The 24,100-nt window shown below is 55.5% G+C and carries 16 protein-coding genes; 4 read left to right on the forward strand and 12 right to left on the reverse strand.

The genetic code is table 11. The annotated features are described in order from the left end of the window. Positions 1 to 42 precede the first annotated feature (42 nt). The 5 genes from HUN04_17475 to HUN04_17495 form a co-directional block, all read right to left on the reverse strand. Entirely contained in the window at positions 43 to 558 is a 516-nt protein-coding gene (locus tag HUN04_17475; protein ID WDP91393.1) for a DUF2867 domain-containing protein, read from the reverse strand. A gap of 226 nt (positions 559 to 784) precedes the next feature. Then, positions 785 to 2,011, reverse strand: coding sequence for a tryptophan synthase subunit beta (trpB, locus tag HUN04_17480; GenBank protein WDP91394.1), 1,227 nt, complete (start codon positions 2,009 to 2,011; stop codon positions 785 to 787). A gap of 93 nt (positions 2,012 to 2,104) precedes the next feature. Beyond that, positions 2,105 to 3,448, reverse strand: a complete 1,344-nt coding sequence (locus tag HUN04_17485; protein ID WDP91395.1) for a pyridoxal phosphate-dependent aminotransferase — start codon at positions 3,446 to 3,448, stop codon at positions 2,105 to 2,107. 89 nt (positions 3,449 to 3,537) lie between these two features. Next, positions 3,538 to 4,680, reverse strand: coding sequence for a PAS domain-containing protein (locus HUN04_17490; GenBank protein WDP91396.1), 1,143 nt, complete (start codon positions 4,678 to 4,680; stop codon positions 3,538 to 3,540). A gap of 78 nt (positions 4,681 to 4,758) precedes the next feature. Further along, the gene (locus HUN04_17495) at positions 4,759 to 8,946 is read right to left on the reverse strand and encodes a hypothetical protein (GenBank protein WDP91397.1); all 4,188 of its coding nucleotides are present in this window, start codon (positions 8,944 to 8,946) and stop codon (positions 4,759 to 4,761) included. 1,188 nt (positions 8,947 to 10,134) lie between these two features. On the opposite strand from HUN04_17495, the gene HUN04_17500 reads away from it, so the two are divergent. Both HUN04_17500 and HUN04_17505 read left to right on the forward strand, forming a co-directional pair. Next, positions 10,135 to 11,427 carry a CDP-alcohol phosphatidyltransferase family protein gene (locus HUN04_17500; GenBank protein ID WDP91398.1) on the forward strand — a complete coding sequence of 431 codons (1,293 nt, stop codon included), beginning with the start codon at positions 10,135 to 10,137 and terminating at the stop codon, positions 11,425 to 11,427. Between the two features lie 49 nt (positions 11,428 to 11,476). Continuing rightward, the gene (locus HUN04_17505) at positions 11,477 to 12,331 is read left to right on the forward strand and encodes an MBL fold metallo-hydrolase (GenBank protein ID WDP91399.1); all 855 of its coding nucleotides are present in this window, start codon (positions 11,477 to 11,479) and stop codon (positions 12,329 to 12,331) included. A 5-nt stretch (positions 12,332 to 12,336) separates the two neighbouring features. On the opposite strand, the gene HUN04_17510 is transcribed toward HUN04_17505, so the two are convergent. Further along, positions 12,337 to 13,059 carry a FadR family transcriptional regulator gene (locus tag HUN04_17510; GenBank protein ID WDP91400.1) on the reverse strand — a complete coding sequence of 241 codons (723 nt, stop codon included), beginning with the start codon at positions 13,057 to 13,059 and terminating at the stop codon, positions 12,337 to 12,339. Between the two features lie 108 nt (positions 13,060 to 13,167). Continuing rightward, a complete protein-coding gene (locus HUN04_17515) occupies positions 13,168 to 14,940 on the reverse strand; it encodes a YgiQ family radical SAM protein (GenBank protein ID WDP91401.1) in 1,773 nt (590 codons plus the stop codon). A gap of 210 nt (positions 14,941 to 15,150) precedes the next feature. On the opposite strand from HUN04_17515, the gene HUN04_17520 reads away from it, so the two are divergent. Together HUN04_17520 and HUN04_17525 are read left to right on the forward strand one after the other, a co-directional pair. Further along, on the forward strand, positions 15,151 to 17,034 hold the full coding sequence (locus HUN04_17520) for a HAMP domain-containing protein (GenBank protein ID WDP91402.1): 1,884 nt from the start codon (positions 15,151 to 15,153) through the stop codon (positions 17,032 to 17,034). 120 nt (positions 17,035 to 17,154) lie between these two features. Next, positions 17,155 to 18,528, forward strand: a complete 1,374-nt coding sequence (locus HUN04_17525) for a TrpB-like pyridoxal phosphate-dependent enzyme (GenBank protein WDP91403.1) — start codon at positions 17,155 to 17,157, stop codon at positions 18,526 to 18,528. 142 nt (positions 18,529 to 18,670) lie between these two features. Here the strand turns inward: HUN04_17525 and HUN04_17530 are convergent, their stop codons facing one another. The 5 genes from HUN04_17530 to HUN04_17550 form a co-directional block, all read right to left on the reverse strand. Beyond that, on the reverse strand, positions 18,671 to 19,588 hold the full coding sequence (locus HUN04_17530) for a DMT family transporter (protein ID WDP91404.1): 918 nt from the start codon (positions 19,586 to 19,588) through the stop codon (positions 18,671 to 18,673). Next, positions 19,585 to 20,220, reverse strand: a complete 636-nt coding sequence (locus HUN04_17535; GenBank protein ID WDP91405.1) for a TetR/AcrR family transcriptional regulator — start codon at positions 20,218 to 20,220, stop codon at positions 19,585 to 19,587. The genes HUN04_17530 and HUN04_17535 overlap by 4 nt, the downstream gene beginning before the upstream one ends. A gap of 115 nt (positions 20,221 to 20,335) precedes the next feature. Further along, positions 20,336 to 20,752 carry a GNAT family N-acetyltransferase gene (locus HUN04_17540; GenBank protein ID WDP91406.1) on the reverse strand — a complete coding sequence of 139 codons (417 nt, stop codon included), beginning with the start codon at positions 20,750 to 20,752 and terminating at the stop codon, positions 20,336 to 20,338. A 163-nt stretch (positions 20,753 to 20,915) separates the two neighbouring features. Continuing rightward, positions 20,916 to 22,511: an acyl-CoA dehydrogenase family protein gene (locus HUN04_17545; protein WDP91407.1), complete on the reverse strand. Its 1,596-nt coding sequence runs from the start codon at positions 22,509 to 22,511 to the stop codon at positions 20,916 to 20,918. 18 nt (positions 22,512 to 22,529) lie between these two features. Then, the gene (locus tag HUN04_17550; GenBank protein WDP91408.1) at positions 22,530 to 24,059 is read right to left on the reverse strand and encodes a long-chain fatty acid--CoA ligase; all 1,530 of its coding nucleotides are present in this window, start codon (positions 24,057 to 24,059) and stop codon (positions 22,530 to 22,532) included. Between the last annotated feature and the right edge of the window lie 41 nt (positions 24,060 to 24,100).

Raw genomic sequence — 24,100 nt, forward strand, 5'->3', positions numbered from 1 at the left:
GGTTTCTGAATAGCGGCTTGCAATCGGTCTTTTAAACTATTGTTAAGTGATTTGGCGTCTTTTTATGCTTGCCTTCATCATTCTCCATACCACCAGGTGATGAAAAGGCCGGATCAGGTTGAAATAGAGCGGCCCGGTCCAGTGAAGAAATTTGACAGATGTGAACACGTGGAATTTTGTACAATCCCGTCTTAACTTTTCCGCAATCACACCAATGAAAGCGGTGAGGTGTTTATCCTCCGGTGTCTCTGAAATCCAGTACCGCCCCTCTGCGGCATCGTGCACAATAAAGAAGGATGCATTTTCCCCAGGTGTAAAGGCAACCGCTTCGGGCGCTATTTTGGGTAAGGCTGCAGGCTTTTCGTGGCGAACCAGCCCGAGGAGGCCGACCAGGATTTCCCTGACCCGGTATAGAAAAACCAGCCACCAGGGATGGTAAGAGAGCATTCCGGAAATAAAACGCCTTAAATCGATATCACCTTCAATGGTTTTTATATCGACATGGTCGGCATTCTGGAAATAAATTTGAAATTCCTTATGCATATCAATCACATTCATTATTCGACGTTGTCCTATGAAGATATCCAATAGAAGGCGTTCGGTTTATTTGAGTTTTTGGCTGTTAATGGAACGCCAGTGAACATGAATTCAGATAATCATTCCTGGTGAAAAAAGGCAAGGGGGATTTAAAATGGAGGGCGTGTGCCGTGGAGTTTGAGCCGGAGGGCGGAATTATTAATTCGGGGAAAAAGGCCGCCCCGGAGGGACGGCCTTTGGTCGGCATTTAGATGCCGTAGTCTTTTCCGTAGTTGTCGATGACGAAATCAATGTCCTTGTCTCCGCGGCCGGAGAGGTTGACCAGGATGGTTTTGCCCTTGCCGGCTTCCTTGGCCAGTTTGACGGCATAGGCAACGGCGTGGGCGCTTTCAATGGCCGGGATGATGCCGTCGGTGCGGGAAAGTTCAAAAAAGGCGTTAATGGCTTCATCGTCCGATGCGGTGACGTAGTTGACCCGGCCCAGGTCCTTGAGCAGGCTGTGCTGGGGGCCGACGCCGGGGTAGTCGAGCCCCGAGGCCACGGAGTAGACGGGCAGGGGCTCGCCCTTTTCGTCCTGGAGGAGATAGGAGGAAAATCCGTGGAGGACGCCGGGTTTGCCCAGGGTCAGGGTGGCGGCGTGGTCGCCGTCCTTGAAGCCCCGGCCCGAGGGTTCCACCCCGTAGATATTGACCTCATTGTCGTTGAGGAAGGCGGAGAACAGGCCCATGGCGTTGGAGCCGCCGCCCACGCAGGCCACCAGGTTGTCCGGCAGCTTGCCGGTCATTTCCTGGAACTGCTGCCGGGCCTCAATGCCCACAATCTGCTGGAAATCCCGGACCATCATGGGGAAGGGGTGGGGGCCGACCACGGAGCCGATGGCGTAGATCTGGTTAACCGGATCTTCAAGGTAGGCTTCAAAGGCGGCATCAACGGCGTCCTTCAGGGTCTGGGTGCCCCGGGTCACCGGCACCACGTTGGCGCCCAGGATTTTCATTCTCACCACATTGGGGTGTTCTTTTTTAATGTCGATGACACCCATGTAGATATCACATTCCAGGCCCACCAGGGTGGCGGCCGTTGCCAGGGCCACGCCGTGCTGGCCGGCGCCGGTTTCGGCAATGAGTTTTTTCTTGCCCATGCGTTTGGCCAGCAGGGCCTCGCCCAGGCAGTGGTTGATTTTATGGGCGCCGGTGTGGTTCAGGTCTTCCCGTTTCAGGTAGATTTCAGCGCCGCCGGCTTTCTGTGAGAGGTTTTTGCAGTGGAATACCGGGGAGGGCCGGCCGGTGAAATGTTTGTTCAGTTCGGCCAACTCCTGGATAAAGGAGGGATCGTCCTTGATCTTGTTGTAGCTTTCGGTGATCTCATCCAGCACGGCCTGGAGCTGTTCCGGTACGTAGGAGCCGCCGTATTCGCCGAACCGCCCTTCCTGGTCGGGAAGGGGAGTGTTTTCAAGGGTGGGGATATTCTCTGCCATCTATAATCTCCTTAACTTAAAGGTCTATATGTTTCTAAAGATAGAAACATATAGACCCAACCCGATTAAAAATCAATGGCAAATTTAAAAAAATCAGGAATTAATGAGTTTAAAGTCCGACCCCCCGGGGTGGTCGGCGGCAAATTGTTTCAGCCGGCGTTCAAGGTCGGGGAACCGTTCTTTGCCCGTGAGGGAGACGCAGGCACGAAGACCCTCGTGGCGGTCGCTGCCCGTGGTGGTCAGGGATATGGCCGAAATGCCGTAGTAGAGCAGTTCCTCCACCAGTTCCTCTCCGGTGAAGCCCTGGTAGGCAATGGTGAAATAAAAGCCGTCGGCAATGGGCTGGCCCTCGTCCATGTCATAGACAATGTGGAACCCATTGTCCGTAAAGTATTTTTTCATGGCCTTTGCCCGGTCCCCGTATTCCTTCACCGATTCCACGAAGTTATAGTCGCCGGCATTCACGGCCTTGAGCAGGCCCAGCAGCCCGAACTGGTTGGAATGGGAGACCCCGGAACTCAGGGCGTACATGGCCCCGAAGATGTAGGCGTACCCGAAATTATCCGTGCCGAACCATTGGCTGAGGTTGTCCCCCTGTGAATTGAAAAGACCGTCGGGGATGGCGGTCATGCCGATGCGCTGGCCGGCCAGGGAAAAGGATTTGGAGCTGGAGATGAGCAGGATATAGTTTTCCGTGTATTTGCCCACCGTGGGGATGAAGGGGGGCTGGCCGGGCCGGGAATAGTCCTGCCTGAAATCCATGCCGAAATAGGCCAGGTCCTCCAGGACGATGCAGTCGTATTTGGTGGCCAGTTCGCCGATGATTTCAAGCTCCCGGTCCGTGAAGCAGATCCAGGACGGGTTGTTGGGGTTGGAGTACATGAGGGCGGCCACATCCCCTTTTTCCAGGTAGGATTCCAGCTTGGTCCGCAGTTTTTCTCCCCTGAATTCATAGACATCGAAATTGTCAAAGGGAATGCCCAGCACCCGGGCCTGGAGTTTATTCACCGGGAAGCCGGGATCGATGAACAACAGCCTGTCTTTCCCTTTCCTGCGCCGGGCGGTGCACATCATGGCCATGTAGCAGCCCTGCATGGATCCCACCGTGGGGAAGCAGGACGCCGGATCGATCTCCCGGTCCAGGAAATTTTTCACAAAGGCCGAGATTTCCTGCTTCAGCTCCGGAATGCCGTCAAAGGGCGGATATTTGGACCCCACCCCCTGCTTCAGGGCCTCTATTTCCGCATCCACGGCAATTTGGGGGGGCGCCAGGCCCGGGATGCCCATTTCCATTCTGATATAGTGCTCGCCGGTGGCGGCTTCGATATTGTTGACAATGCGGTTCAGTTCCCGGATGGATGCCAGGCCCACCGAGGGAAGACCCATGGCCTGGATTTCCTGTTTTACGATTGCCGGATCAATGGGGGGGGCTGCCATGGAAAAATCTCCTTTTATGATTAAATATCTAATTAATTATTTGATTAAGCTAATGTAGAAGGGATTTTATCTTTTTTCAAGATATCTTTTTAATGCTGATCGTCCCCGGGGAGATAGATGGCAAATTCGCTTCCTTTTCCTGGCTCGGATGCCGCATGGATATGGCCGTCGTGCTTGGCGATAACGGCATAGGTCGTTGCGAGGCCCAGCCCCATGCCTTTCTGGTTTCCGGTTTCCTTGGTGGAAAAATAGGGGTCGAATATGAGGGGCAGGTTTTCTTCGGGAATCCCCCTGCCCTGGTCTTTGACTGATATCTTAACGTAGGGCCCCTGGGAAAGGGGCAGTTCTGTTTTATATCCCAATGATACATTTTCGGCAGAGACGGTAATTTTACCCTTGCCGTCCATGGATTCGAGGGCATTGGTCATGATGTTGTCCAGGGCATGGTATAGCTGGCTGTAATCAAACCGGACTGGATAAAGGGTGTCCGGTATATCCAGCCGGCAGTCAATGCCGGGGTCGGATAAGGTTTTTTCAGATACATCTGCCAATAATTCTTTGATGCAGCCGGGACCTTTTACGGGGTCGCCGCCCTTTGAAAAGGTGATCAGGCTGCGGGTCAGCTTCTGGGCTTTTTTGGAGGCTTTATAGGCCTCATTGAGGAAGGTCCGGGTGTCAGAATCCACTTCGGTAATTGCCAGGTCAATATTGCCCATGATGGTGAATAGAAGATTATTGAAATCATGGGCCAGCCCGCCGGCAAGGATGGCAACGGACTCCAGTTTTTTCGCCTGGAGCCGCTGTTTTTCCAGTTCCCGTTTTGCCGTAATATCCCGGTAAATGGTGAGCTGAGAGATGCCGCCGTTGCCGCGATCCAGGGGCGAGGCCGTAATATGGTAGACCCGCCCGTCCCCGGGGCTGGTGATTTCATAGGTGACATGCTCATTTCCTCTGACCTGGTCATGGGCGCACCAGGGACATCGCTCTTCCAATCCGTGCATGACCCTGTAGCAGATTTCTCCGACGGCATCCCGGCCGATTTTGTCCCTCATGGCTTTGTTCACAAATTCGATCTTATCCTCGGGGGAACAGATGTACAGGGGATCATGCATGGCCTCCAGAATGGTCCGGAATCTTTTTTCGCTGACTGCCAGGGCGTCCTGAACCTCTTTTTGACGGCGGATGTCCCTGGGATGTCGCTCAAGCGATTTATCGGTCGGTTTCTCAGACATGGTTTCCCATTTCATTCATGGTGGAAAATGAATCGTAAGAGAAACGATACCTCAAATCGCCTGATAAGGCAAAAAATATTATGCCTGGTTCCCGTCCCGGTCTTCGGGGGCCTGTTGCCTGGAAGGTGCGCCTTTTGACGCGGGCCGGGGCCGCCGGGACGGCCTCTGTTTGCGCTTAAAGGTGACCTTTTGCCATATCACCGGGGCGGTGAACTGCTGCCACCCCCACTTGAGTATACCCACCAGCCAGAAGGAGACCCAGAGGGCCCAGGCCAACATGGCGATGCGGTAGGCCAGCATGGGGATGGAAACCACCCAGGCCCGGGGCAGGGCAGGGCCGCTGATGTCGTGGTACCAGCGCAGCAGGCTGCTGCTGGATCCGTTGCCACGGATGTTCATATCCGGATGGCCCAGAAGCCCGTTGGAGATGGCAAAGACCAAGGCCGCGCCGGCGGCAAGGCTCAGCACCAGGATGCCGACCTGGACCATATTAAAGTTTCCCCCTTCCAGGGTGTGGGCCTTTTTCCTGAAATGGAGGGCGATGAGCCAGGCCGCCACAATGAGGCCGGCCCCGGGGTGGCTCATGGACATGCCCAGGCAGAGCAGAAACCAGTGTAAGAAATTCAAGGGGGTCCATCCGGTTCTGGAAAGCCCCAGGGCAATGATGAAAATAATGATGATCACCGACCAGAACAATACGGCCGGTCCCACCAGCTGGTCGCCGCCGATGAACAGGGGCCAGCGGTTCCGGGGCAGGTGCAGGTCCACCCCTGCATTGACGCTGGGGGCCCCCAGGTCCACGGCAGGGCTTTGGTACCGGGCGGTGATGCCTGCGGCGTCCATCCAGTCCAGCCGGATTTCCTGGCTGCCCGGGGAAATGGGCAGGGCTACCCGGTTGCCGTTCTGGCGGATGGGCTGGACCCGGTCGTTGATGCGGACCTCCTGTAGCAGGGCCTTGTCCGGAAGGGTGATGGTATGCTGGCCGCCCTGGCTGCTTTTGAGGGAAATATCCATCCGGGCTTTGGTATTGTGCCTTCCCGGCCAGAGGGTCATCAGGCTTTTTTCAATGGTCAGGGTGGGGCCGCCGACGCCGGCGGGCCGGGTGACGGTGAGTGCCAGCCCTTCCCCGGGCCAGGGGTGCCAGGTGGGATACCACCGGTTGCCGGTTTTGTGGAGGATGACGGGGATTCCTTCGTATTCAAGGTGGAATATGGGGCTGACATCCACCTTCCAGATTTCTGTCCATTGGGTGGTTTCACTGTGCTTTAACTGGATGCGGGCGGTCTGGTCCAGGAACGAGTCCCACACCAGGGCGCGCTGGTCGGCGCGGAAATTAAGCTTGGCCACCTGCTGCCCGGCCTTTTCTTCCACCCGGATCCCTTCCGTGGTGACGGACTCCCCGTCCAGCAGCGGGAGGTCCATGACCATGCCGGATCCGGACGGGCTGATGCGCTGCACCCGGGTCCTGACCTTCCAGACCAGTCCCAGGAGCAGGGTCCGCTCCACCCGGGCAAAGGCCGGCAGGGTGCCGGTTTCCAGGATTTTTTTCCGGGTTTCGTCTTTGGCAATGAGCCGTTTGAACTGGAGGCGGGGATCAAAGCTGCCGTCGGGGTGGACCCCGTCCACGGACCAGCCCTCGGCGTTAACGTCCAGATGTCGGGGCTTGAGATTAAAGGGCAGCTGAAAGCTGTTCCGGTTCTGGACCGGGCCGTCAAGTTTGATGGTGTGCTGTCCTTTGGGGACCAGAATCCACATTTTGTCTTGTTTTCTGAAGAGTCCCCGGGCCTGCCCCTTATCCACGACGGCTCTGGCGGGCAGCCAGTGCCCGGCATTGCCCGGCAGGGGGAGGGCCGTGTCGATGCGGGCGTCGACCCGTGCCGTTACGCTCAACACATCCCTGGTGAGGTCGAGCCGCATTTGGGGGATGTCGGCGCAGGCCGGAAAACATTGGTCCTTTTCAAGGAGGCGGCGTTCCAGCTCCTTTAGCATCTCCGGGGAGGGGATGTCGGCGGCCATGGCCCGGGGGGAGGGGAGCAGTACAAATACCAGGGCCATGGCTGCAGCCACCCCTTTGATGCCTTGGAAACCGATCCCGGAGCCGGAACGGTACCGGATGCCGAACATGCCCAGGGCCAGAAGGATGATGCAGGATACCCGTGCAAAGGCCAGTGCCAGATTCACCCGGGGGCCCACGAGGGTAAAGCCCACGGCCTGGTTCTTGGTCACCGGACCGGACCAGGAGAAGCGGACGGTTTCAAAGGGGCGCCAGGCGGGCAGGCCAGGCCCGGTCTGGGTAAGGGCCTTGGGGTCGTATTGCATCACCTGCTTATCCGCTTTGCCGCCGTAGGATGCTGCCGTGGACATGAGCAGTTTTTCTCCTTTTAGTCGCGGTTGGATTGTTTTTTTCATCACCTTCTGGGGGGCCGGGGCGGCTTCCTGGACCACATCCATGGCCCGCATTCCATCCCTTTCGCCGGGGGCGCGGCCTTTGTGACCCATGAAGCTGATGTTGTTCATGCTGGTCCAGGGGGATTCCAGTTGGGGATAGATGCCGACCCGCAGGGCCTGGATGCTGTACGGGATGACCATGAGAATAAAGGCCAGGACCGCAAGGCCCTGGACAAGTTTTACCCCGTTTTTCATTTTACCCCGGGGCAGGTATTTGAGCAGGGCGAATCCCGTGAGGAGAAGCGGCCAGATATACCTGGGGGCGTTGGGTTCATGGAAGGTCAGCACCAGGGTGACAAAGGCGATGCCGGCAAGTTTTTTTGAGTAAAGTTTGGCCAGGGCAATGGTAAAAATCAGGACAACGAAGAAGTCCAGCAGGGTCCATTTTTTGATCCAGGTCCGGGAGATATTATCCATGCCCGAGGCATTGATGAGTTTCCATCCCGGGGGCAGGTGAAGCCGTACCTTTACCTGCTGGAAATCATGGTCCCAGCCCGTGGCGGGCAGGCGTGATATGGGGCCGTCATAGGTGGAATCCGCCGTAAAATCCACCCGGCCGTTGCGCAGTTCCAGGCCGCTTTTATCCGATCCTTTGCGGCGGGTGATCAACTGCTCTCTCCCGTCGACTACGGCGCTGCCAAGGCTGATGGCCGGGTCCATTTCCAGCCGCCAATTGGTATTCTTCTTACCCTGGATCCGGTCCCGGATGGTGTAGCCGGAGCCGTCGAACCTCAGCCAGATATCCCGGTCCAGGTCCAACTGGTCCGGAGCCGGCCGTGGATCTCCCCGCTTGATCTCCTTAAAGGCCATGGTGGCCCTCGGCATCATCATATAAGCGGGGTAGGTATGCCATTCCCCCGGCATGGAGGTCTGGAGAGGATCCACCGGAGGCACCCCTGAAATTTCGGCCAGCCTCAGGTCCGGCCGGGCCTTAAAGGACCAGATTTCCCGTTTGGGCCAGTGCCTGTCATTGGGCCGGGTGAAGGCCAGGGCGGCCATGGTGCCTGAATGGCGGAGCAACAGCCTCAGCTCATATCTGCCCGGACGCACCTGGACCTTGAGCCGGCCGTCCTGTTCCAGCCGGGCCGGCAGGGGGCTTTTCAGGGAAAGGGGCGTCAGTATTTCGGGGGAATAGACCGGCCCCAGGGTGAGCTGCCTGGCTGAACCGGCCACGTCCAGGGAGAGACGGACCTCAATCCTGGCCGGAATGTCGTCGTCGATGAGTCTGAAGCTTTCCAGGTTGAGCCGGTTTTCAATTTTTTCGGCAGGCCGGGTCCGTTTCAGCCAGAGGCGGCCCTGGCCGTCCAGGTCTGGAAAGGGAATGACTTCATTGTTGATTTGGAGGGAAATCAGGCCCGAGGCCGCCGGGATGGTTAAATGCTCTGGCAGGCGGCTCCAGGTAAAGGTGCCGGTGAGGGTGTGGCTGCCCGGTGCCAGCACCAGGCCCGGCCGACTTTTTTTTTCGAGAACGATGCCGGGCCGGCCGTCAACTTTCACATCCGCGGGCCAGCGCCGGGTATTTCCGGGAAGCAAGACCCAGGTGTCGGTGAAAACCTGCCAGGACTGGGTGAAAGTGCCGCCCCGGTTGTCCAGGCGAAGGTCCAGTGCCGTGGGCCAGGCGCATTGGAGTTCCTCTCCATTGTTATAACTGGGGATACAGGAAAGCTCTTTTTCCTTGCCGTGGAGCACCCAGTCTTTCCAGGGGGCAAGTGCTTCCGGAATATAGGGCGCTTTGCCCGCCAGGGTGGCCGCACCCAGGGACTGGCAGGTGAATATGCAGATGCTGAAAATCAGGATTATAATGTGGTATGGTCTCACGACAGGGCCTCCCTTTGGTGTTTACCCGAAAAAAGCTTTTGAAAATTTGATAGGCCAGTGTATCCCAGCAGGTGATAAAAGGCCACTATGAATTTGTTACAATCCGTATGGGGGGAACCCACGTCTTTTTTATCTTAATGTTCTGTAATTGGTTATGAATTTTTTAGGTCAGGTTTATTAATGGATTTAAGTTTACTATTGCATATCGGACAAGTTCTTATTGCCACATGTCTTGCTTTGTATTTTCTATTGCAATTATCACAGATATACATTTTTTCATTTTTGGGAAAATGCTCTGCAAATGTGCTCCCCCAGAAAAGGCAAGCCCCAACTATACAGAAAAAAATGGCTAAAGGTTTTTGAACTGGCATTTGATACCGGCTAATCCAACCCGTTCTATACATTTGGATGCCTGAAATTAGTAAAATAGCTCCAGCAAGCATTATAGAATAATTTATTTTCATGATTTGTTTTTTATCAGATTAAATAGTCCTAATACGTTGACGAAAAAATAGAATTCATGATTTTGTTGAAAATTTACCTGCCAACTTGAATTGGAGAATAGACGTACTTTTCGGATTTTTTCAAGTTCTTTTACTCTTTTACTCAATATCGAAAAGCGCACATTCAAAGCTTGGCAGTATGGCCACGGACCCGTCCTTGAACGGGGAGGGCTCCCGGCTAAACCTCCGCGGATCGTCCTGATCCGCTCCGGAGCGAGCTGCATGCCGGAGAGCCTCCCTGACCAAGGCCTTGCCACCCCGGTTTGCACAGATTTTGGGTACAGGTTCCGCTGGGTTGAAAAATCATCTGTGTATCTATTGCTTAAAATCTGCAGGGAGGGTCGGGTGCCCCGGAAAACGGCGTAAAAATGATCTGCTTTTAGAACGAGTTATGTGCCGGAACGAAAAAATCCGTCTGTTTGAGGCCTTGGCCGAGTTTAACGGATTTTTCGTGTAGGCGCATTACTCGTTCTTGAACAGATTACCCGCCGTTTTCCGGGGCACCCGGCCCGGAGGTCCATAATAATACATCTGAAAAATGTTACATCAGATGGCCCTGAACCCCCAGTGCTTGAATTCGGTTGGGTTTTTGTTTTGGGTTTTGGATGTGGACGAAACCGGATCAAGATGGTAAAAGCCTGGAATTGAAGTGACAAATGCATTCTAATTGAGGGTAAATAAATATATGGAAAGAGTTTTACTGATTGGTGCCTCGGCTGCCGCGGGAACGGCATTTTTTGCATGGTTTTCCCGGGCCGTTAAACATGAGAAAATGCAGGCCTTCATTTTTGCAAATAAATGGCTGATGTATCCCAATGCCGTCTGCTATTGGCGCACAGCCTTGGCTGCCCTTGGATTCTTATTTTATTTTGTCTTCGACTACCAGGCAGCCGGGATTATTATATTTACCTTTGCGGCCATTCTGGACGGTGTGGACGGGCTGGTGGCCCGGGCGTGCAACCTGGTATCCAGGTGGGGGGAATGGCTGGACCCCATGTGCGACAAGCTGACCTACCTGCCGCCCATGGTCGGGTTTGCCTATACCGGCATTCTGTCGGTAAAACAGGTCTGGATCCTGGTGGCAGTGGAGCTGGTGGGCCAGTTTTTTGCCCGTCATATCCTTTCCTGGATGAAGATCTCCGGTGCAGCCAATAATTTCGGCAAGATAAAGGCTATCATATGTTTCGCCCTGGTCATCCTATGCGCCATGCTGGATGCCAACCCGCAGATGCTGAATATGGCCGACGAGGTGCTGACGGGCTGCATCATCCTTTCGGCAGCCTCAATGCTGTTCAAATTCATTCCCAACCGGCTCTACGCCGATATCCTGTCCATGCTCAACTTCTGCTGCGGGGCGACCAGCCTGGTACTCACCTCCCAGGGCTGGTTTGCATGGGCCATCTGCATCATCATCATGGGCCAGCTGTTTGACCTGTTTGACGGGCGCATGGCCCTCAAGCACGGGGGGACCAAGTACGGCCCCTACCTGGATGATATTGCCGATTTTGTCAGCTTCGGACTGGCCCCGGCCTATGTGGTGATCCAGCGGGGCGGCAGCCTGGCCTGGGTATTTGCCCTGGTTTTTGTTGCCGGGGTGGCTTTCCGCCTGGTCCGTTTTGTGGCCGTGGATAAAAAACGGACGGACCTGCCCCCGGGTATTTTCAACGGATTCCCCAGCCCGGCGGGTGCCCTCATCGTCCTGGGGGCCTCACTGGTCTCCCCTCCCTGGCTGCTCTGGTTTTTTACCGGCCTGTCAACGGCGCTGATGGTCAGTCACATCCGGTTTGCCCATTTCGGGCGGGTGATTCTCAAAAAGATTCCCAAACCGGTATTCTTTTTGATTTCAGCCTCCATCATCGTTGCCCTGGCCTTTATTTTTAAAACCCGGAGCGTCCATATGTTCGGCTATCTTATTCTCTGCGCTGTGACGGTCTATCTGCTTGCCGGACGGATCTGGCTGCGGCAGGAGGATGTGTAAACACCGTTTTTCTTGTCATTTGCAGTTCAGGGGTGTAGAAGGGTAGATCATGAGATATTGTAAATCATACGCTTTCCCTGAAAATATAAAGGGGTTCCGCCTGGGGTGGTCCCTGGCCGGCCCCCCCCTGATGTCGGTCTATGTCTATGCCATGGGCAATATCCTCATGGATACTGGCCAGGCCCATATGGGGCCGGAAGCCTTGAATATCGCCCGGGAAAACGGCATACAGCGCATTTATCTCACCCATCACCACGAAGACCATTCCGGCAATGCCGCCCTGATTTTCAGGGAAACCGGGGCAGAGGTCTACGGCCATGAACTCGCCAGAAAAAAACTGGCAGCCCCCTATAAAATTCTGCCATACCAGAAATACGTATGGGGGGCGGCCTCCCCTGTGGATGTCCGGCCGCTGTCCCCTGGGATAGACACCTGCCTCGGGCCCATGGTGCCGGTCCATACCCCGGGCCACAGCCGGGACCATACGGCGTATTTTCTGCCGGACCGGGGCATTTTATTTGCGGGTGACCTTTACCTGGGGGACCGGATCAAATTTTTCCGGGCCGATGAAGACCTGGGTGCTGAGGTGGCCTCTTTAAAAAAGGTTGCTGCACTGGACTTTGATGTGCTGCTCTGCTGCCATAATCCCAGGAGAGAAGGGGGGAAGGCTCATATCCTGGCCAAACTGGATTTTCTGGAAAACTTTTATGGTTCGGTCAAAGAGCTGCATACTCAGGGATATGGTGAAAAGCAGATTTTTTCCATGCTCCGGCTGAAGGAAGACCGTTTCACCCGGATGTTCTGTTTTGGGAATGTCAGCATGATCAACGGGGTCAGATCCGTTATCCGCCATTACGAGGCCCAAGGCCGCATCCGTGAAGAGCAGCGGGCGGCCGTGGATTAGCCAGATCAGTCAGGGGACTGATTTCCCGGTTTTTTTGCCATTTTCCGGCTGAATTTGTCAACATGGTCCATGATCAGGGACGAGGCGGTTCGGCCGTCCCGGGCCTTCAACGCGGCGATGAGTTTTTCCAGGTCGGTGAGGTTTTCAAGGGTCCGCTCCCGATTCATGGGCAGGTAATACTCGTAATAGTTGTGGATGTTGTCGTGGATACTCTGCTGGAGAAACTGGAATACCGGGTTTCTGGACATGGTACCCATGTATGCATGCATGGCTTCGTCGGTTTTGAGAAATCCCTGCCAGTCTTCTTCTTCGTAACATGTTTTTGCCTTTTGGAAGAGGTCTTCCATGGTCTGGATGTCCTCGTCTGTGGCCCGCTGGGCCGCCAGTTCCACGATGCTGCCTTCGATTTTGATGCGAAATTCCGATAAATGGTCCAGGGAAACGTCGCCGGACCGGATAAGCAGGGCCAGGGACTGCATTACGGGTTCTGCGTCGATCTGTTTGACAATGGCGCCGCCGGCCACTCCCAGCTTTATTTCTATAAGGCCTTTCTGCTCCAATACCCGAAGGGCTTCCCTCAGGGTGCCCCGGCTGGTATTGAACATGTCCTTGAGTTCCCGCTCCGCCGGGAGCCGGGTCCCGGGTTCAAGTTTTCCGCTTAGAATTGCATCCTGTATCTGCTCGACCACATCCTGAAATACCCTGCTTTGCTTGGCTTTTTTAAACATGAACGGCCTTTTCTGTTTTTCGTAACTCCTGAAATTAAAATTTACGATACCTGACAAAACTGCATACGGTTAAACCATTTAACATTGATCCTGTCAATTGTTTTGACTTTATTTGCTTTTTTTGGGGCGGGCGGGGGCTGGTGCACGCCGGGGAGGACGCGATTTGCGGAACTGACGGGACGCCTGGCCTTTGCCAGGCCTGGGGGTGACCATTTGTTTCTGCTTTTCTTTGGCCCGGGGATTTTTCTCCACAAAGATTTTTTCACCGGTAAAGGGATCTTTTTCCGTATAATACATCAGGGTGGAAAAGGTGGAGGGGGTGGGGGTGAAAATCTGAACCTGTTCCGGCCGGATGTTCAGTTTCTTCCGGGTGAATTCCTTGAGCCGTGCCATGTCCCCGGCGGTGCAGCCCGGGTGGGCGGCAATGAGGTAATAGGTGAGAAACTGATTCTTGCCGGCGCGGGCCGAGAGCCGGTCAAAACTGGATTTGAAGGACAGAAGGTCGTCAACGGTCTGTTTGCCCATGAGGGCGAGAACACCGGGCTGGGTATGTTCCGGTGCCACCTTCATCTGGCCGGACACATGGTCCTGAATCAGTTTTTTCAGGTAGGGCTCCCCCTTTTTTTTGTCCCTGAGGATGAGATCGTAACGGATACCGGAGGTGATAAAGACCTTTTTTACCCCGGGCAGGGATTGAATGGCAGACAGGAGCCTGGCCTGGGGGCCGTGGTCGGGCCTCAGGGTGGGGCAGGGGGAGGGAAAGAGGCACCGCCGGTCCGGGCAGGCCCCTTTTTTTAATTTCTTCCTGCACTCATACCCGTACATATTGGCCGTGGGGCCGCCCAGATCAAATATATACCCTTTGAAATCCTTGTCCCGGGTCATTTTCCGGGCTTCGGCCAGGATCGAGTCCTGGCTGCGCCAGCGAACGGTCCGGCCCTGGTGGACGGTGATGGCGCAGAAATTACACTCCCCGTAGCACCCGTAGTGGGTGGGGATGGAAAAGCGGATGGTGTCCAGTGCCCTGACCTTTCCCATGGCTTTGTAATAGGGGTGGACATCCCGCTGGAAGTCCAGGTCGTGGACGGCGTCCAGTTCTTCTGTGGTGCTGCAGGGGGGCGGGGGATTGAGGATCAGGAAACGGTTGCCGTGCTGCTGGCTCAAAGGAACCGCCGTTTTAGGGTCGGTATTGGCGTAAAAGGTTTTAAAACTCTGGGTGTAGAGATCCTTGTCTTTGGCCACCTGCTCAAATGAGGGAAGTACCTCGCCTTTGGGGGCCTGTCCGATATAGGCCAGCCCGGGAATTTGTTCTGCGGCCGAAGGGTCTTTGGATTTCAGCGCCCGGGCCAGGCGGACCACGGTGGCGTGGGCCATGCCGAATGCCAGGTAATCGGCTTTGGCATCCAGGAGGATGGACCTGCGGATTTTATTGGACCAGAAATCATAATGGGCAATGCGTCTGAGGCTGGCTTCGATACCCCCGAGAACAATGGGCTTTGTGGATTTGAAAAACCGCCGTACCAGATTGGCGTACACGATGACGGCCCGGTCCGGCCGCCGGGTGTTCTGCCCCCCGGGTGTGTAGTCGTCCTGTTTCCTCCGTTTTTTAGATGCCGTGTAATTGGCCACCATGGAATCCACGGCCCCTCCTGAGATTCCCCAGAAGAGCCTGGGTTCGCCCAGGCGGGCAATGTCCCTGTCCGAATCGGTGTCCGGCTGGGCAATGACGGCAACACAAAAGCCCTGGGCTTCCAGGACACGGCCGATGAGGCTGACGCCCATAAAGGGGGAGTCGATATAGGCATCTCCGGTTACCAGGATGACATCCGGGCGGTCAATGCCTCGGCGTTTTAATTCTTCAGGGGTTGTGGGAAGGAACATAGGTATGGCGGCTTGTTAGGTTCAGGTTAACGATCAAATATCATACCAGGGAACGGTCCTAAAAACAATCAAACTATTGAGGCCGCCCATTTTATCGGTCTGACTGGCAGTTGATTCCGCCTCTAATTTAGCGTTGCATTTTAGTCCGGGTGTGTTACAACGTTAAAGATAGTTCAATTATAGACGCTGCTGCATCGGACAAAAAAAAGTATGCTGCAAAAAAAGACGGGCTTCAGCCTAAAAAAATTATCAATCCAGTTCAGTTTGATTGCCATCGGCATCCCGACTCTCGTGCTGATGGGTGTTGGCCTGGTTCAGGTGAAGGCGCTTAACGTCAAGCTGGCGAGCAGCCTTAATACCAAATTGAAAAATGAGGCGGCCCAGCTTTCCGCCAGCCTGTCCACGGCATTGTTTAATTTTGATGATGAAACCTGCCAGGTGATCGTTGCGGCGGCCATGAAAAAACCGGAGATCACCGGTATTGCCATCAGGGACCTGAATGAAGTCTATCTGAGTTCCGGCGGCGATGAAGAGACGGGCGATGATGAAGAAAAGGGCGCATCCAAAATTGTCCGGGAACCCATTATATTCAAATCAGAGACCATCGGCACCCTGGAACTCACCGCCACCACCCGGCTGATGAAAATACAGCTGGCTGAATTGAAAAAATCCATTCTTCTGCAGATCCTGGTGGTTGACATGGTCCTGGCGTTTGTGCTGACCCTGGTGCTGCTGCTTCGTTTTGTCCGTCCCCTCAAGGCCCTTGAAAAAGGGTCGGAGCATATTGCCGCAGGCAACCTGGATTATCCCATTGATGTGGGCCGCAAGGATGAAATCGGATCCCTGGCCGCCAACCTGCTCATCATGCGGGATGCGGTCCGGGAAAAAGTGGCCTCCCTTGAGGGAGAAATACGGCGTCACGAAAAAACCACGGTCACCCTCCAGACCACCAAGGAATATATCGACAGCATCATTAACTCCATGCCCAGCATGCTGATCAGCCTGGATTCGGATATGAATATCACCCAGTGGAACGACAGGGCCCGGGAACTGACCGGCATCACAAGTGAAGAGGCCGTGGGCCGCCTGCTCTTTGATGTGGCCGGTGAATTCACCGCCATCCGGGATGATATCCGGAACACCATGGAGTCCGGTGAGATCTTTGTCAAGGCCCGCCAGCCCAGATCCCGGGGGGAGAGTTCGGAATACGAGGATATTGCGGTCTACCCCCTGATTTCCGAACACGCAAAGGGAGCGGTGATCCGTGTGGATGACGTGACAGAGAATGTAAGGATGGAGCAGATGGTGGTCCAGTCGGAAAAGATGATGTCCGTGGGCGGACTGGCCGCCGGCATGGCCCATGAAATCAATAACCCCCTGGCCGGCATGATGCAGAATGCCCAGGTGGTGCTCCGCCGGATCAACGAGGATATGCCGGCCAGCATTGATGCGGCCAAAGAGGCGGGCACCACCATTGAGGCCATCCGGGACTTCATGAAAAAGCGCGGCATTAACCGGCAGTTGGAATCCATTCACCATGCCGGGGTCCGGGCTTCCCAGATCGTGCATAATATGCTCAGTTTCGCCCGCAAGGATAATACCGGAAAGGCGGGGCAGAACCTTGCTGAAATTCTGGACCTCACCCTTGAACTGGCCCAGAGTGATTATGACCTTAAAAAGCAGTATGATTTTAAAACCATAGAAATTCAAAGGGAGTATGCCCCGGATCTCCCACTGGTTTCCTGCGAGGCCAGCAAGATCCAGCAGGTTTTTTTCAATATCCTGAAAAATTGTGCAGAAGCCATCCAGGATGTAAAGGACAGGAAAGGCGAGTCTCCGAAATTTATCCTAAGGGTATTTAAAAAGGGCCATGATGTGGTGGTGGAAATAGAGGACAACGGCCCCGGCATGGACGAGCTTGTCCGCAAAAGGGTTTTTGAACCCTTTTTTACCACTAAGCCTGTGGGGCAGGGCACAGGGCTTGGGCTCTCCGTCTCCTATTTTATCATTACCGAAAGCCACGGCGGGAAAATGAGCGTGGTGTCATCCCCTGGGAAAGGGGCCCGGTTTATTATCCAGTTGCCGGTGGCCTGAATCCCGTTCAAAACTCTTCTTGACAAAGGATGTTTCTAATTATAGAAACAAAGGTGCGTTTCTTTATGTAGAAACGAAGCGTGCACCATCTATATCCAACATTTAAGGGAGAGTGAAGCGATGCCGACCAAAATTTTTCTAAGCGAAGATGAAATTCCCCGCCAATGGTATAATTTAGCTGCAGATCTGCCCGGTACCATCAACCCGCCCCTGGGCCAGGACGGAAATCCCATCAGCCCGGACATGCTGGCGGCGGTATTCCCCATGAACCTCATCGAACAGGAAGTCTCCCAGGAAAGATGGATCGACATCCCCGAAGGCGTCCTGGACCTGCTTTACCGCTGGCGTCCCTCTCCCCTTCACCGGGCCCTGTACCTGGAAAAGGCCCTGGATACCCCGGCCAAGATTTTTTATAAAAACGAGAGCGTCTCCCCTGCCGGGAGCCACAAGCCCAATACGGCAGTGGCCCAGGCCTGGTACAATAAGGAATTCGGAATCAAACGCCTGACAACGGAAACCGGTGCCGGCCAGTGGGGCTCGGCCCTCTCTTATTCCTGCGCCCTGCTGGGACTGGAGTGCAAGGTGTTCATGGTCAGGGTCAGTTTTGACCAGAAGCCCTTCAGAAAGGTGCTCATGCAGACCTGGGGGGGCAAATGCATCCCCAGTCCTTCCATGGAAACCCAGGTGGGCCGCGAAATTTTAGAACAGATGCCCGATACCCCGGGCTCCCTGGGCATTGCCATTTCCGAAGCCATTGAACAGGCCGTGGGGGACGAGACCGGCCAGACCCGCTATTCCCTGGGCTCGGTGCTCAACCATGTTATGCTCCACCAGACCATCATCGGCCTGGAAGCCAAAAAACAATTGAAAAAGGCGGGAATCGATAAGGTCGATACGGTGATCGGCTGTGCCGGAGGCGGGTCCAATTTCGCCGGCCTGTCCTTCCCTTTTGTTTACGACAAAATCAACGGGGCAGACATAGAGATTATTCCGGTGGAACCGGCGTCCTGCCCCACCCTCACGGCCACCCCCTTTTCCTACGACCACGGCGACGTGGCCAAAATGACCCCCATGCTGCCCATGCATTCCCTGGGGCATAAATTTATTCCGGCGCCCATCCATGCCGGCGGATTGCGCTACCACGGCATGGCCCCCCTGGTTTCCCATGCGGTGGAAGCCGGACTCATGGACCCCATTGCCGTAAAACAGCTGGAATGCTATGAGGCCGGACTGCTCTTCGCCCGGACAGAAGGCCTGCTGGTGGCCCCGGAAACCTGTCACGCCGTTGCCGCGGCCATCCGTTCGGCCAACCAGGCCAAGGAAGAGGGCAAAGAAAAGACGATCATCTTCAACCTCTCCGGCCACGGCCTCATGGACCTCAACGGCTATGAAAAATTCATGGCAGGAGAACTCCAGGATATTGCGCTCTCCGCCCAGGATGTGGAGGAATCCAGAAACATCAGCCTGGCGGGACATCCGGTCCCTAAAATCTGATTAGCAACTCTTTTTTGATAGCACCGTGTTTGAACGAAAATTTACCATATGCAAGGCGTAAGCAAGTCTGAAGGAGCGTACTGAAGTACGTGAGGATTTCAGACTTGCGCAGCAAGGAAGCCCATGGATGATCGTTTAAACATCATTTGTTCATGAGCAGCCATATGCCGGCCACGGCAACAACAGCCCCGGCCATGGCCCGGGCCGACACCCGTTCCTTGTGAATGTAGATGGAAAATGGGATGATGCATACCGGGGTCATGGACAGGAAGGTGGAGGCCACACCTGCGGTCAGGTAGTGAAGCACCTTCAGGGAAAGGGAGACCCCGATAAAGGGGCCGATGACGGCGCCCGTTGCCGTCCAGGCCACAGCCCGGCTGTCCCTGGCCGCTGCCCTCACCTGCCCCCATTTCCGGGTGATCGTAAAGTAAAGGATAAAACAGGCAAAGGCGGCCAGGGCCCGGATCTGGGTGGCGGCAAAGGCATCCAGGAATCCGTCCGGGGTCTGCATCCCTGTTTTGCTCATCACATATCCCCCGGCCTGGCCCATCATGGCCCCGATACCGAAAAGCACCCCTTTGAGACTGGCTCTCCGGGCCGCTTTGCGCCCGGGCAGGTCCGGGGCCTTGTTTTTTTCAAGGATGACCAGAACCACACCGGCCAGGGTGACCAGCATCCCCGCCCACTGCAGGGGCAGGTATACCTCCGATAGAAATGCCCAGCCGATGAGGGCCGCCATGGGGGCGGAGAGGCTGAAAATCAGCAGGGCCAGCCGGGGGCCCAGTTCCACCAGGGCCTTGAACAGGCAGATATCCCCCAGGAAAAATCCGATGATCCCGGAGAGGCTTAGATAGACCCAGGCACGGGCCGGAAAGTCCGTGGGGACAATGGCCCCGTTTTTAATAAGGAGGTAGACTGAAAAAAGGGCCAGGGCCGTTGATATCCGGATGATGTTCACGGGGGTGGCCCCCACCCGTTTTGAGGCGACTTCGAAAAACTGGACGCTGACGGTCCAGCAGAGCACCGTCGCCAGCGCAATAAATTCACCGGTATAGGTCATTGTGCGGTTTCTCCGGCCGGTGCCCCGGAGTGGACGGCGGTTTCGAACAATCCGGCCATGATATCTGCCAGCTGCAGCATGTGCTTGTGTACATCATCCACATCCCGCCCCGGATAGTTCCGGTAGGTGATGAGGATGCCGTTGAGGGCGGCAAAAAAGGCATGGGAGAGCATCCGGTGGCTGCCCTGGGGGTTGAGGATGTTGAAAAATCCGTTGAACTGGTCCAGCAGAGCCCGTTCAATCCGGTTCAGTTTCTCCACGGATTCCTTATTGAGTACCCCGTCCAGCATGAAATGGGTCATCATCCTGAAATAGGGATCATTGTCAATGAGAAATTCCACAAAGGTCCTGCCGATCTCCCGGACACCGGTGTCCGCCTCGCCGGTCAGGGACTTGAGCCGGGCCTCGGCTTTCTTTGCCCCCCTGACCAGGGCCTCAAGGAACAATGATTCCTGGTCCGGAAAATAGCGGTAGATGGAAGAGAGGGATATGCCTGATTCATCGGCAATATCACGCATGCTGACCTTGGGAAAAGGTTTGGCGGAAAAGAGCCGTTCCGCCGCATCCACAATGAGTTTCTGCCTGGCTTTTTTTTCTTTTTCCTTGAGTTTGGCAAGGGGTGTTTTCTTCATTTCGCGTACCGTCCGATTGTAAAGATTAACGGGCAACCCCTCCTTTTAGTAAAAAGATCGGGATTTCACAAGGGGCTTATTATGGATATCGGGGAAATGATAAAGGCAACATCGGCTATCCCCAGTATTTTTTCATATAGAGTTTTGAATGGTCATGGCAAAATTGCTCAAGACTGCCGAATATGCGGTATCCCCGTTTTTCATAAAATCCTGGATTCTGAAAGCTGTAGGTGTAAAGGTAGATACCCACGCAGTTTTTCTCCTGGGCAATGGATTCCGCCCGTTTGAGGAGATCGGTGCCCGTTCCCCGCTGCCTGTGTTTTTCATGGACCCAGAGGCTGGCGATGTACATCCAGCCGCCGCCGATGGTGCAATGGATGCCGGCGGCCAGGGCACGGCAGTCATCCATCACCTTTATGATCACCTCCTCGTAGCCGTATCCCTCTATCCGGCGGGAATTGTGCCGGAGTAGTTTCTCCTCCAGGGCTTTGGTCTCATGGGAAGGGGGATTGAATTCGGTGATTATTTTCATGTTGAACCCATAAATAAAGAATACGGGTAACCTAACCATCCCCTGCATCAAAAAGCAACAGGAAATCCCCGGGTATCTGTCTCCAAACCTGGATAGAGGCCGAGCCACAGGCCGGAGCCGGAAGCTCCCGGCCTGTGGTTGGGATCGGGTGTCGGGGCGGGCATCAGCCTGCCAGCACCTCGGAGAGGGCCAGGTCCTGGTAGGCGTGGGTGAGGTCTGAGCAGAACCTATCCCATCGTTGGCAGGCGTCCAGGGTGGCCGGGTCCGGGGCAAAGAGGTTGGGGTGGGATACCAGTTCCTCGGCCTCGCTGGAGAGTCTGGATACCAGATCGGGATCGGCCCCGTCCAGCATGGATGCCACGACGCGGCCGGGGGGGTACCATTCCCTTGCCCGCTGGAAATCCCGGTGCATCTGGGTCAGCAGGACGTTGCGGGGGCCTTCCCAGAGTTCATTGATGGCCGCGTCCCTGTAAAGCCTGGGCAGGGAGGAGAAATCTTCCATGACCCCGTGGCCGCCGAAGATGGACATGGCGGAGCGGATGACATCGGTGCAGTCCCAGGAGGCCGTGATTTTCTGGAGCATGACCAGTTCCCTGATATTGAACCGCTGCTCTTTCATCTCAAGGGGCTCGTCGGCAGCCATCCCTTTTTTAAGCCCTCCGTCCAGGGCGAGGAAATCCCGGTAGAGCTTGAAGGCGCCGGCAAGGGTCCGCCTGGCCGCCTGTTTCATTTGGCCCAGCTGGGAGTTGACCAGGGGGAACTGGCCGATGGCCAGGCCGAAGGCCGACCGCTTTTTGCTATACCCTTTGGCCTCCCTGTAGGCCCGGGCCATGCTGGCGGCGGCGGAGATGCCCACGGTGAGCCGGGAGTAAGTCAGAACGATGCCCACCACATTGGACAGTCCCTTGTCCAGGGGGCCGGCCGGGTAGGCCACGGCCCCCTTGTAGGAGATTTCCGCCGTGGTCAGTTCGCTGGTGCCCATCTTCCATTTGATGCGGTTGATGGTGTATCCGTTGCGGATTTCTTTTTCCTTGTCCCCCTCCAGCCAGGCGGGAACGATAAACAATCCCACCTTTTCGGACCCCCGGGGTTTGGCGGTGACCACGGCATAGTCGGCATGGGTGGCGGAACAGAAGAATTTATCCCCGTATAGCCGCCAGACGCCGTCGGTCTCCACGGCTTCCACCCGGTTGGCCGGGACGTCGGAGCCGCCCTGGATTTCCGAAAGGAACTGGGAGCCGATGGCAATGTCCTCCCCGAATCCCTCCCTGCAGTGGGTGAGAATCTGCTTGAGTTCCGGGCTGTCCGCATAGTATTCCAGCAGGGCCACCAGGCCTTCGGTACAGGTCAAAGGACAGCAGACGCAGGCCTCGCCCAGCTGGTAGATCAGGTACATTTTTACCATTTTTTCCATGGGGGAACAGTCCGGGGCAAAGAGTTTTTCTGCAAAAATCTCCTTTTCCAGGGCCAGGGTTTCCATGGGGCGGACGATGCGGTCGATGCGGTGGTTATGGCCGTCGTAGTGTACGATATACGGGCGTTTTTCCGGTACGGCCGCCTCTTCGGCCAGCTTTTTCCACCTATGGGATACCTTGGGGGAGATCTCCCTGGCGGCCCGGTCCAGTTCTTCCCATTGGTCCGGTGCGTAGTGGCGGATCACCTTTTGGAAAAAGGTGTCGTTTTCATAGAAATCCACAGATTCCCGCCATTGGAGAAAATCGTCAAAGGAATATGAATTATGGGGGTCGGGATATGACATAATGGAGGTCTCCTTTCTTTAAATCCGGTCCTTTATTTGGTCTTTGAGGGATCGTTTCAATACCTTGCCCAGGGTGTTCCGGGGAACCTGGTCGATGAAATGGATTTCTTTGACACATTTGAATCCGGCAAGGTTTTGCCGGCAGTGGTCAATGATTTCCGACGGGGACGGGGCCGCATCCTGGGCCGGGACAATAAATGCCACGGGGATTTCCCCCCATTTGCCGTCGGGCTTGCCGATAACGGCGGCTTCAGCCACCTTGGGATGGGCGGTGATCACCGACTCCAGTTCTGCCGGATAGATGTTTTCCCCGCCGGAAATGATCATATCCTTGAGGCGGTCCACCACATAGATAAAACCGTTTTTGTCTTTCCTCCCCAGGTCCCCGGAACGGTAATACCCGTCCACAAGGGCGGCTGCAGTGGCTTCTGGATTCTCCCAGTAGCCCTTGAATACCTGGGGACCGAAAATGCAGATTTCCCCGGTTCCCCCGGTTTCGAGTTCTTTTCCGGAAACAGGATCCATGATTTTGATATCGCCGTGGAATACGGGTTTGCCCATGGAATCGGATTTTTCAAGTCCCATGGCCTTGGTCCAGAAGGTGATGGCCCCGGAATATTCCGTGGCCCCGTATACCTGGTAAACGTCAATGCCGCTGGTGTCGTAGGACTGGATAAGGGATTGGGGCACCGGCGCGCCGCCGCAGATGAAATATTTAAGGGCGGAGAGGTCCCGGTCCCGGAAACCGGGCACCATGGCCATGTACTGAAGCATCACCGGGACGGTCATGGCAAAGGTGATCTTTTCTTTTTCAATGATTTCCCAGGCCGCAGCCGGGTCAAAATCGGGCATGAACACCATGGGGCACCCCACATGGATGTTGGCGAAGATGGGGGCCAGGCCGCCGATGTGGAAGAGGGGGGCCACGGAAAGGAAGCGGTATTGGAATGTCCATTCCAGGCTGTGTACCAGGCCGACGGCGGCCCAGAAACAGTTGTCATGGGTGAGGACCGCTCCCTTGGGATTGCCCGTGGTGCCCGAAGTGTACATGAGTACGGCCGGATCGCTGCCTGAACCTGCCGGTACCGGTTCCTCCTCGCCCATGTCCGCCAGCACGCTTTCAAAGGATTTATCCGGGCCCTTTGGGTCGCCGGAATTTTCGATGGCGATGAAATCCTCTACCGGAGTGCCGGATTTAAGGCGTTCAACGGTTGGGTAAAATTCATCCCCGTAGACCAGAAGGGTGCTCCCGCTGTCGTTGAGGATATAGCTCAGTTCGGGAGCCGTGAGCCTGAAATTGAGAACCACAGTAATGACCCCTTTTTTGGCGGCCCCGAACAGGGTGGTGAGAACCTGTTCGTTGTTTTTGGCCAGGACGGCGATGCGGTCTCCGGTCCGGACACCGGCTTGGGAGAGGTAGGCGGCAAATCGGTTGATACGCCGGTTCATCCCATCGTAGGTGTACCGGTACCCGGTGCCGATGCAGGCTTCGAGGTCGGGGCTGAGGAATGCGCGGTTTGCGAACATGGTGCCGATGTTGATATTCATAATCCCTCCGAAATCTAGTAATTATGCTAATAAAAACAATG

The sequence above is a fragment of the Desulfobacter sp. genome (genome assembly GCA_028768525.1).
Lineage (GTDB): Bacteria > Desulfobacterota > Desulfobacteria > Desulfobacterales > Desulfobacteraceae > Desulfobacter.

Bases quoted from the DNA above. Each gene is read 5' to 3' on its own strand.
- HUN04_17475 (WDP91393.1), bottom strand. From the start codon at position 558: ATGAATGTGATTGATATGCATAAGGAATTTCAAATTTATTTCCAGAAT.
- trpB (WDP91394.1), bottom strand. From the start codon at position 2,011: ATGGCAGAGAATATCCCCACCCTTGAAAACACTCCCCTTCCCGACCAG.
- HUN04_17485 (WDP91395.1), bottom strand. From the start codon at position 3,448: ATGGCAGCCCCCCCCATTGATCCGGCAATCGTAAAACAGGAAATCCAG.
- HUN04_17490 (WDP91396.1), bottom strand. From the start codon at position 4,680: ATGTCTGAGAAACCGACCGATAAATCGCTTGAGCGACATCCCAGGGAC.
- HUN04_17500 (WDP91398.1), top strand. From the start codon at position 10,135: ATGGAAAGAGTTTTACTGATTGGTGCCTCGGCTGCCGCGGGAACGGCA.
- HUN04_17505 (WDP91399.1), top strand. From the start codon at position 11,477: ATGAGATATTGTAAATCATACGCTTTCCCTGAAAATATAAAGGGGTTC.
- HUN04_17510 (WDP91400.1), bottom strand. From the start codon at position 13,059: ATGTTTAAAAAAGCCAAGCAAAGCAGGGTATTTCAGGATGTGGTCGAG.
- HUN04_17515 (WDP91401.1), bottom strand. From the start codon at position 14,940: ATGTTCCTTCCCACAACCCCTGAAGAATTAAAACGCCGAGGCATTGAC.
- HUN04_17520 (WDP91402.1), top strand. From the start codon at position 15,151: ATGCTGCAAAAAAAGACGGGCTTCAGCCTAAAAAAATTATCAATCCAG.
- HUN04_17525 (WDP91403.1), top strand. From the start codon at position 17,155: ATGCCGACCAAAATTTTTCTAAGCGAAGATGAAATTCCCCGCCAATGG.
- HUN04_17530 (WDP91404.1), bottom strand. From the start codon at position 19,588: ATGACCTATACCGGTGAATTTATTGCGCTGGCGACGGTGCTCTGCTGG.
- HUN04_17535 (WDP91405.1), bottom strand. From the start codon at position 20,220: ATGAAGAAAACACCCCTTGCCAAACTCAAGGAAAAAGAAAAAAAAGCC.
- HUN04_17540 (WDP91406.1), bottom strand. From the start codon at position 20,752: ATGAAAATAATCACCGAATTCAATCCCCCTTCCCATGAGACCAAAGCC.
- HUN04_17545 (WDP91407.1), bottom strand. From the start codon at position 22,511: ATGTCATATCCCGACCCCCATAATTCATATTCCTTTGACGATTTTCTC.
- HUN04_17550 (WDP91408.1), bottom strand. From the start codon at position 24,059: ATGAATATCAACATCGGCACCATGTTCGCAAACCGCGCATTCCTCAGC.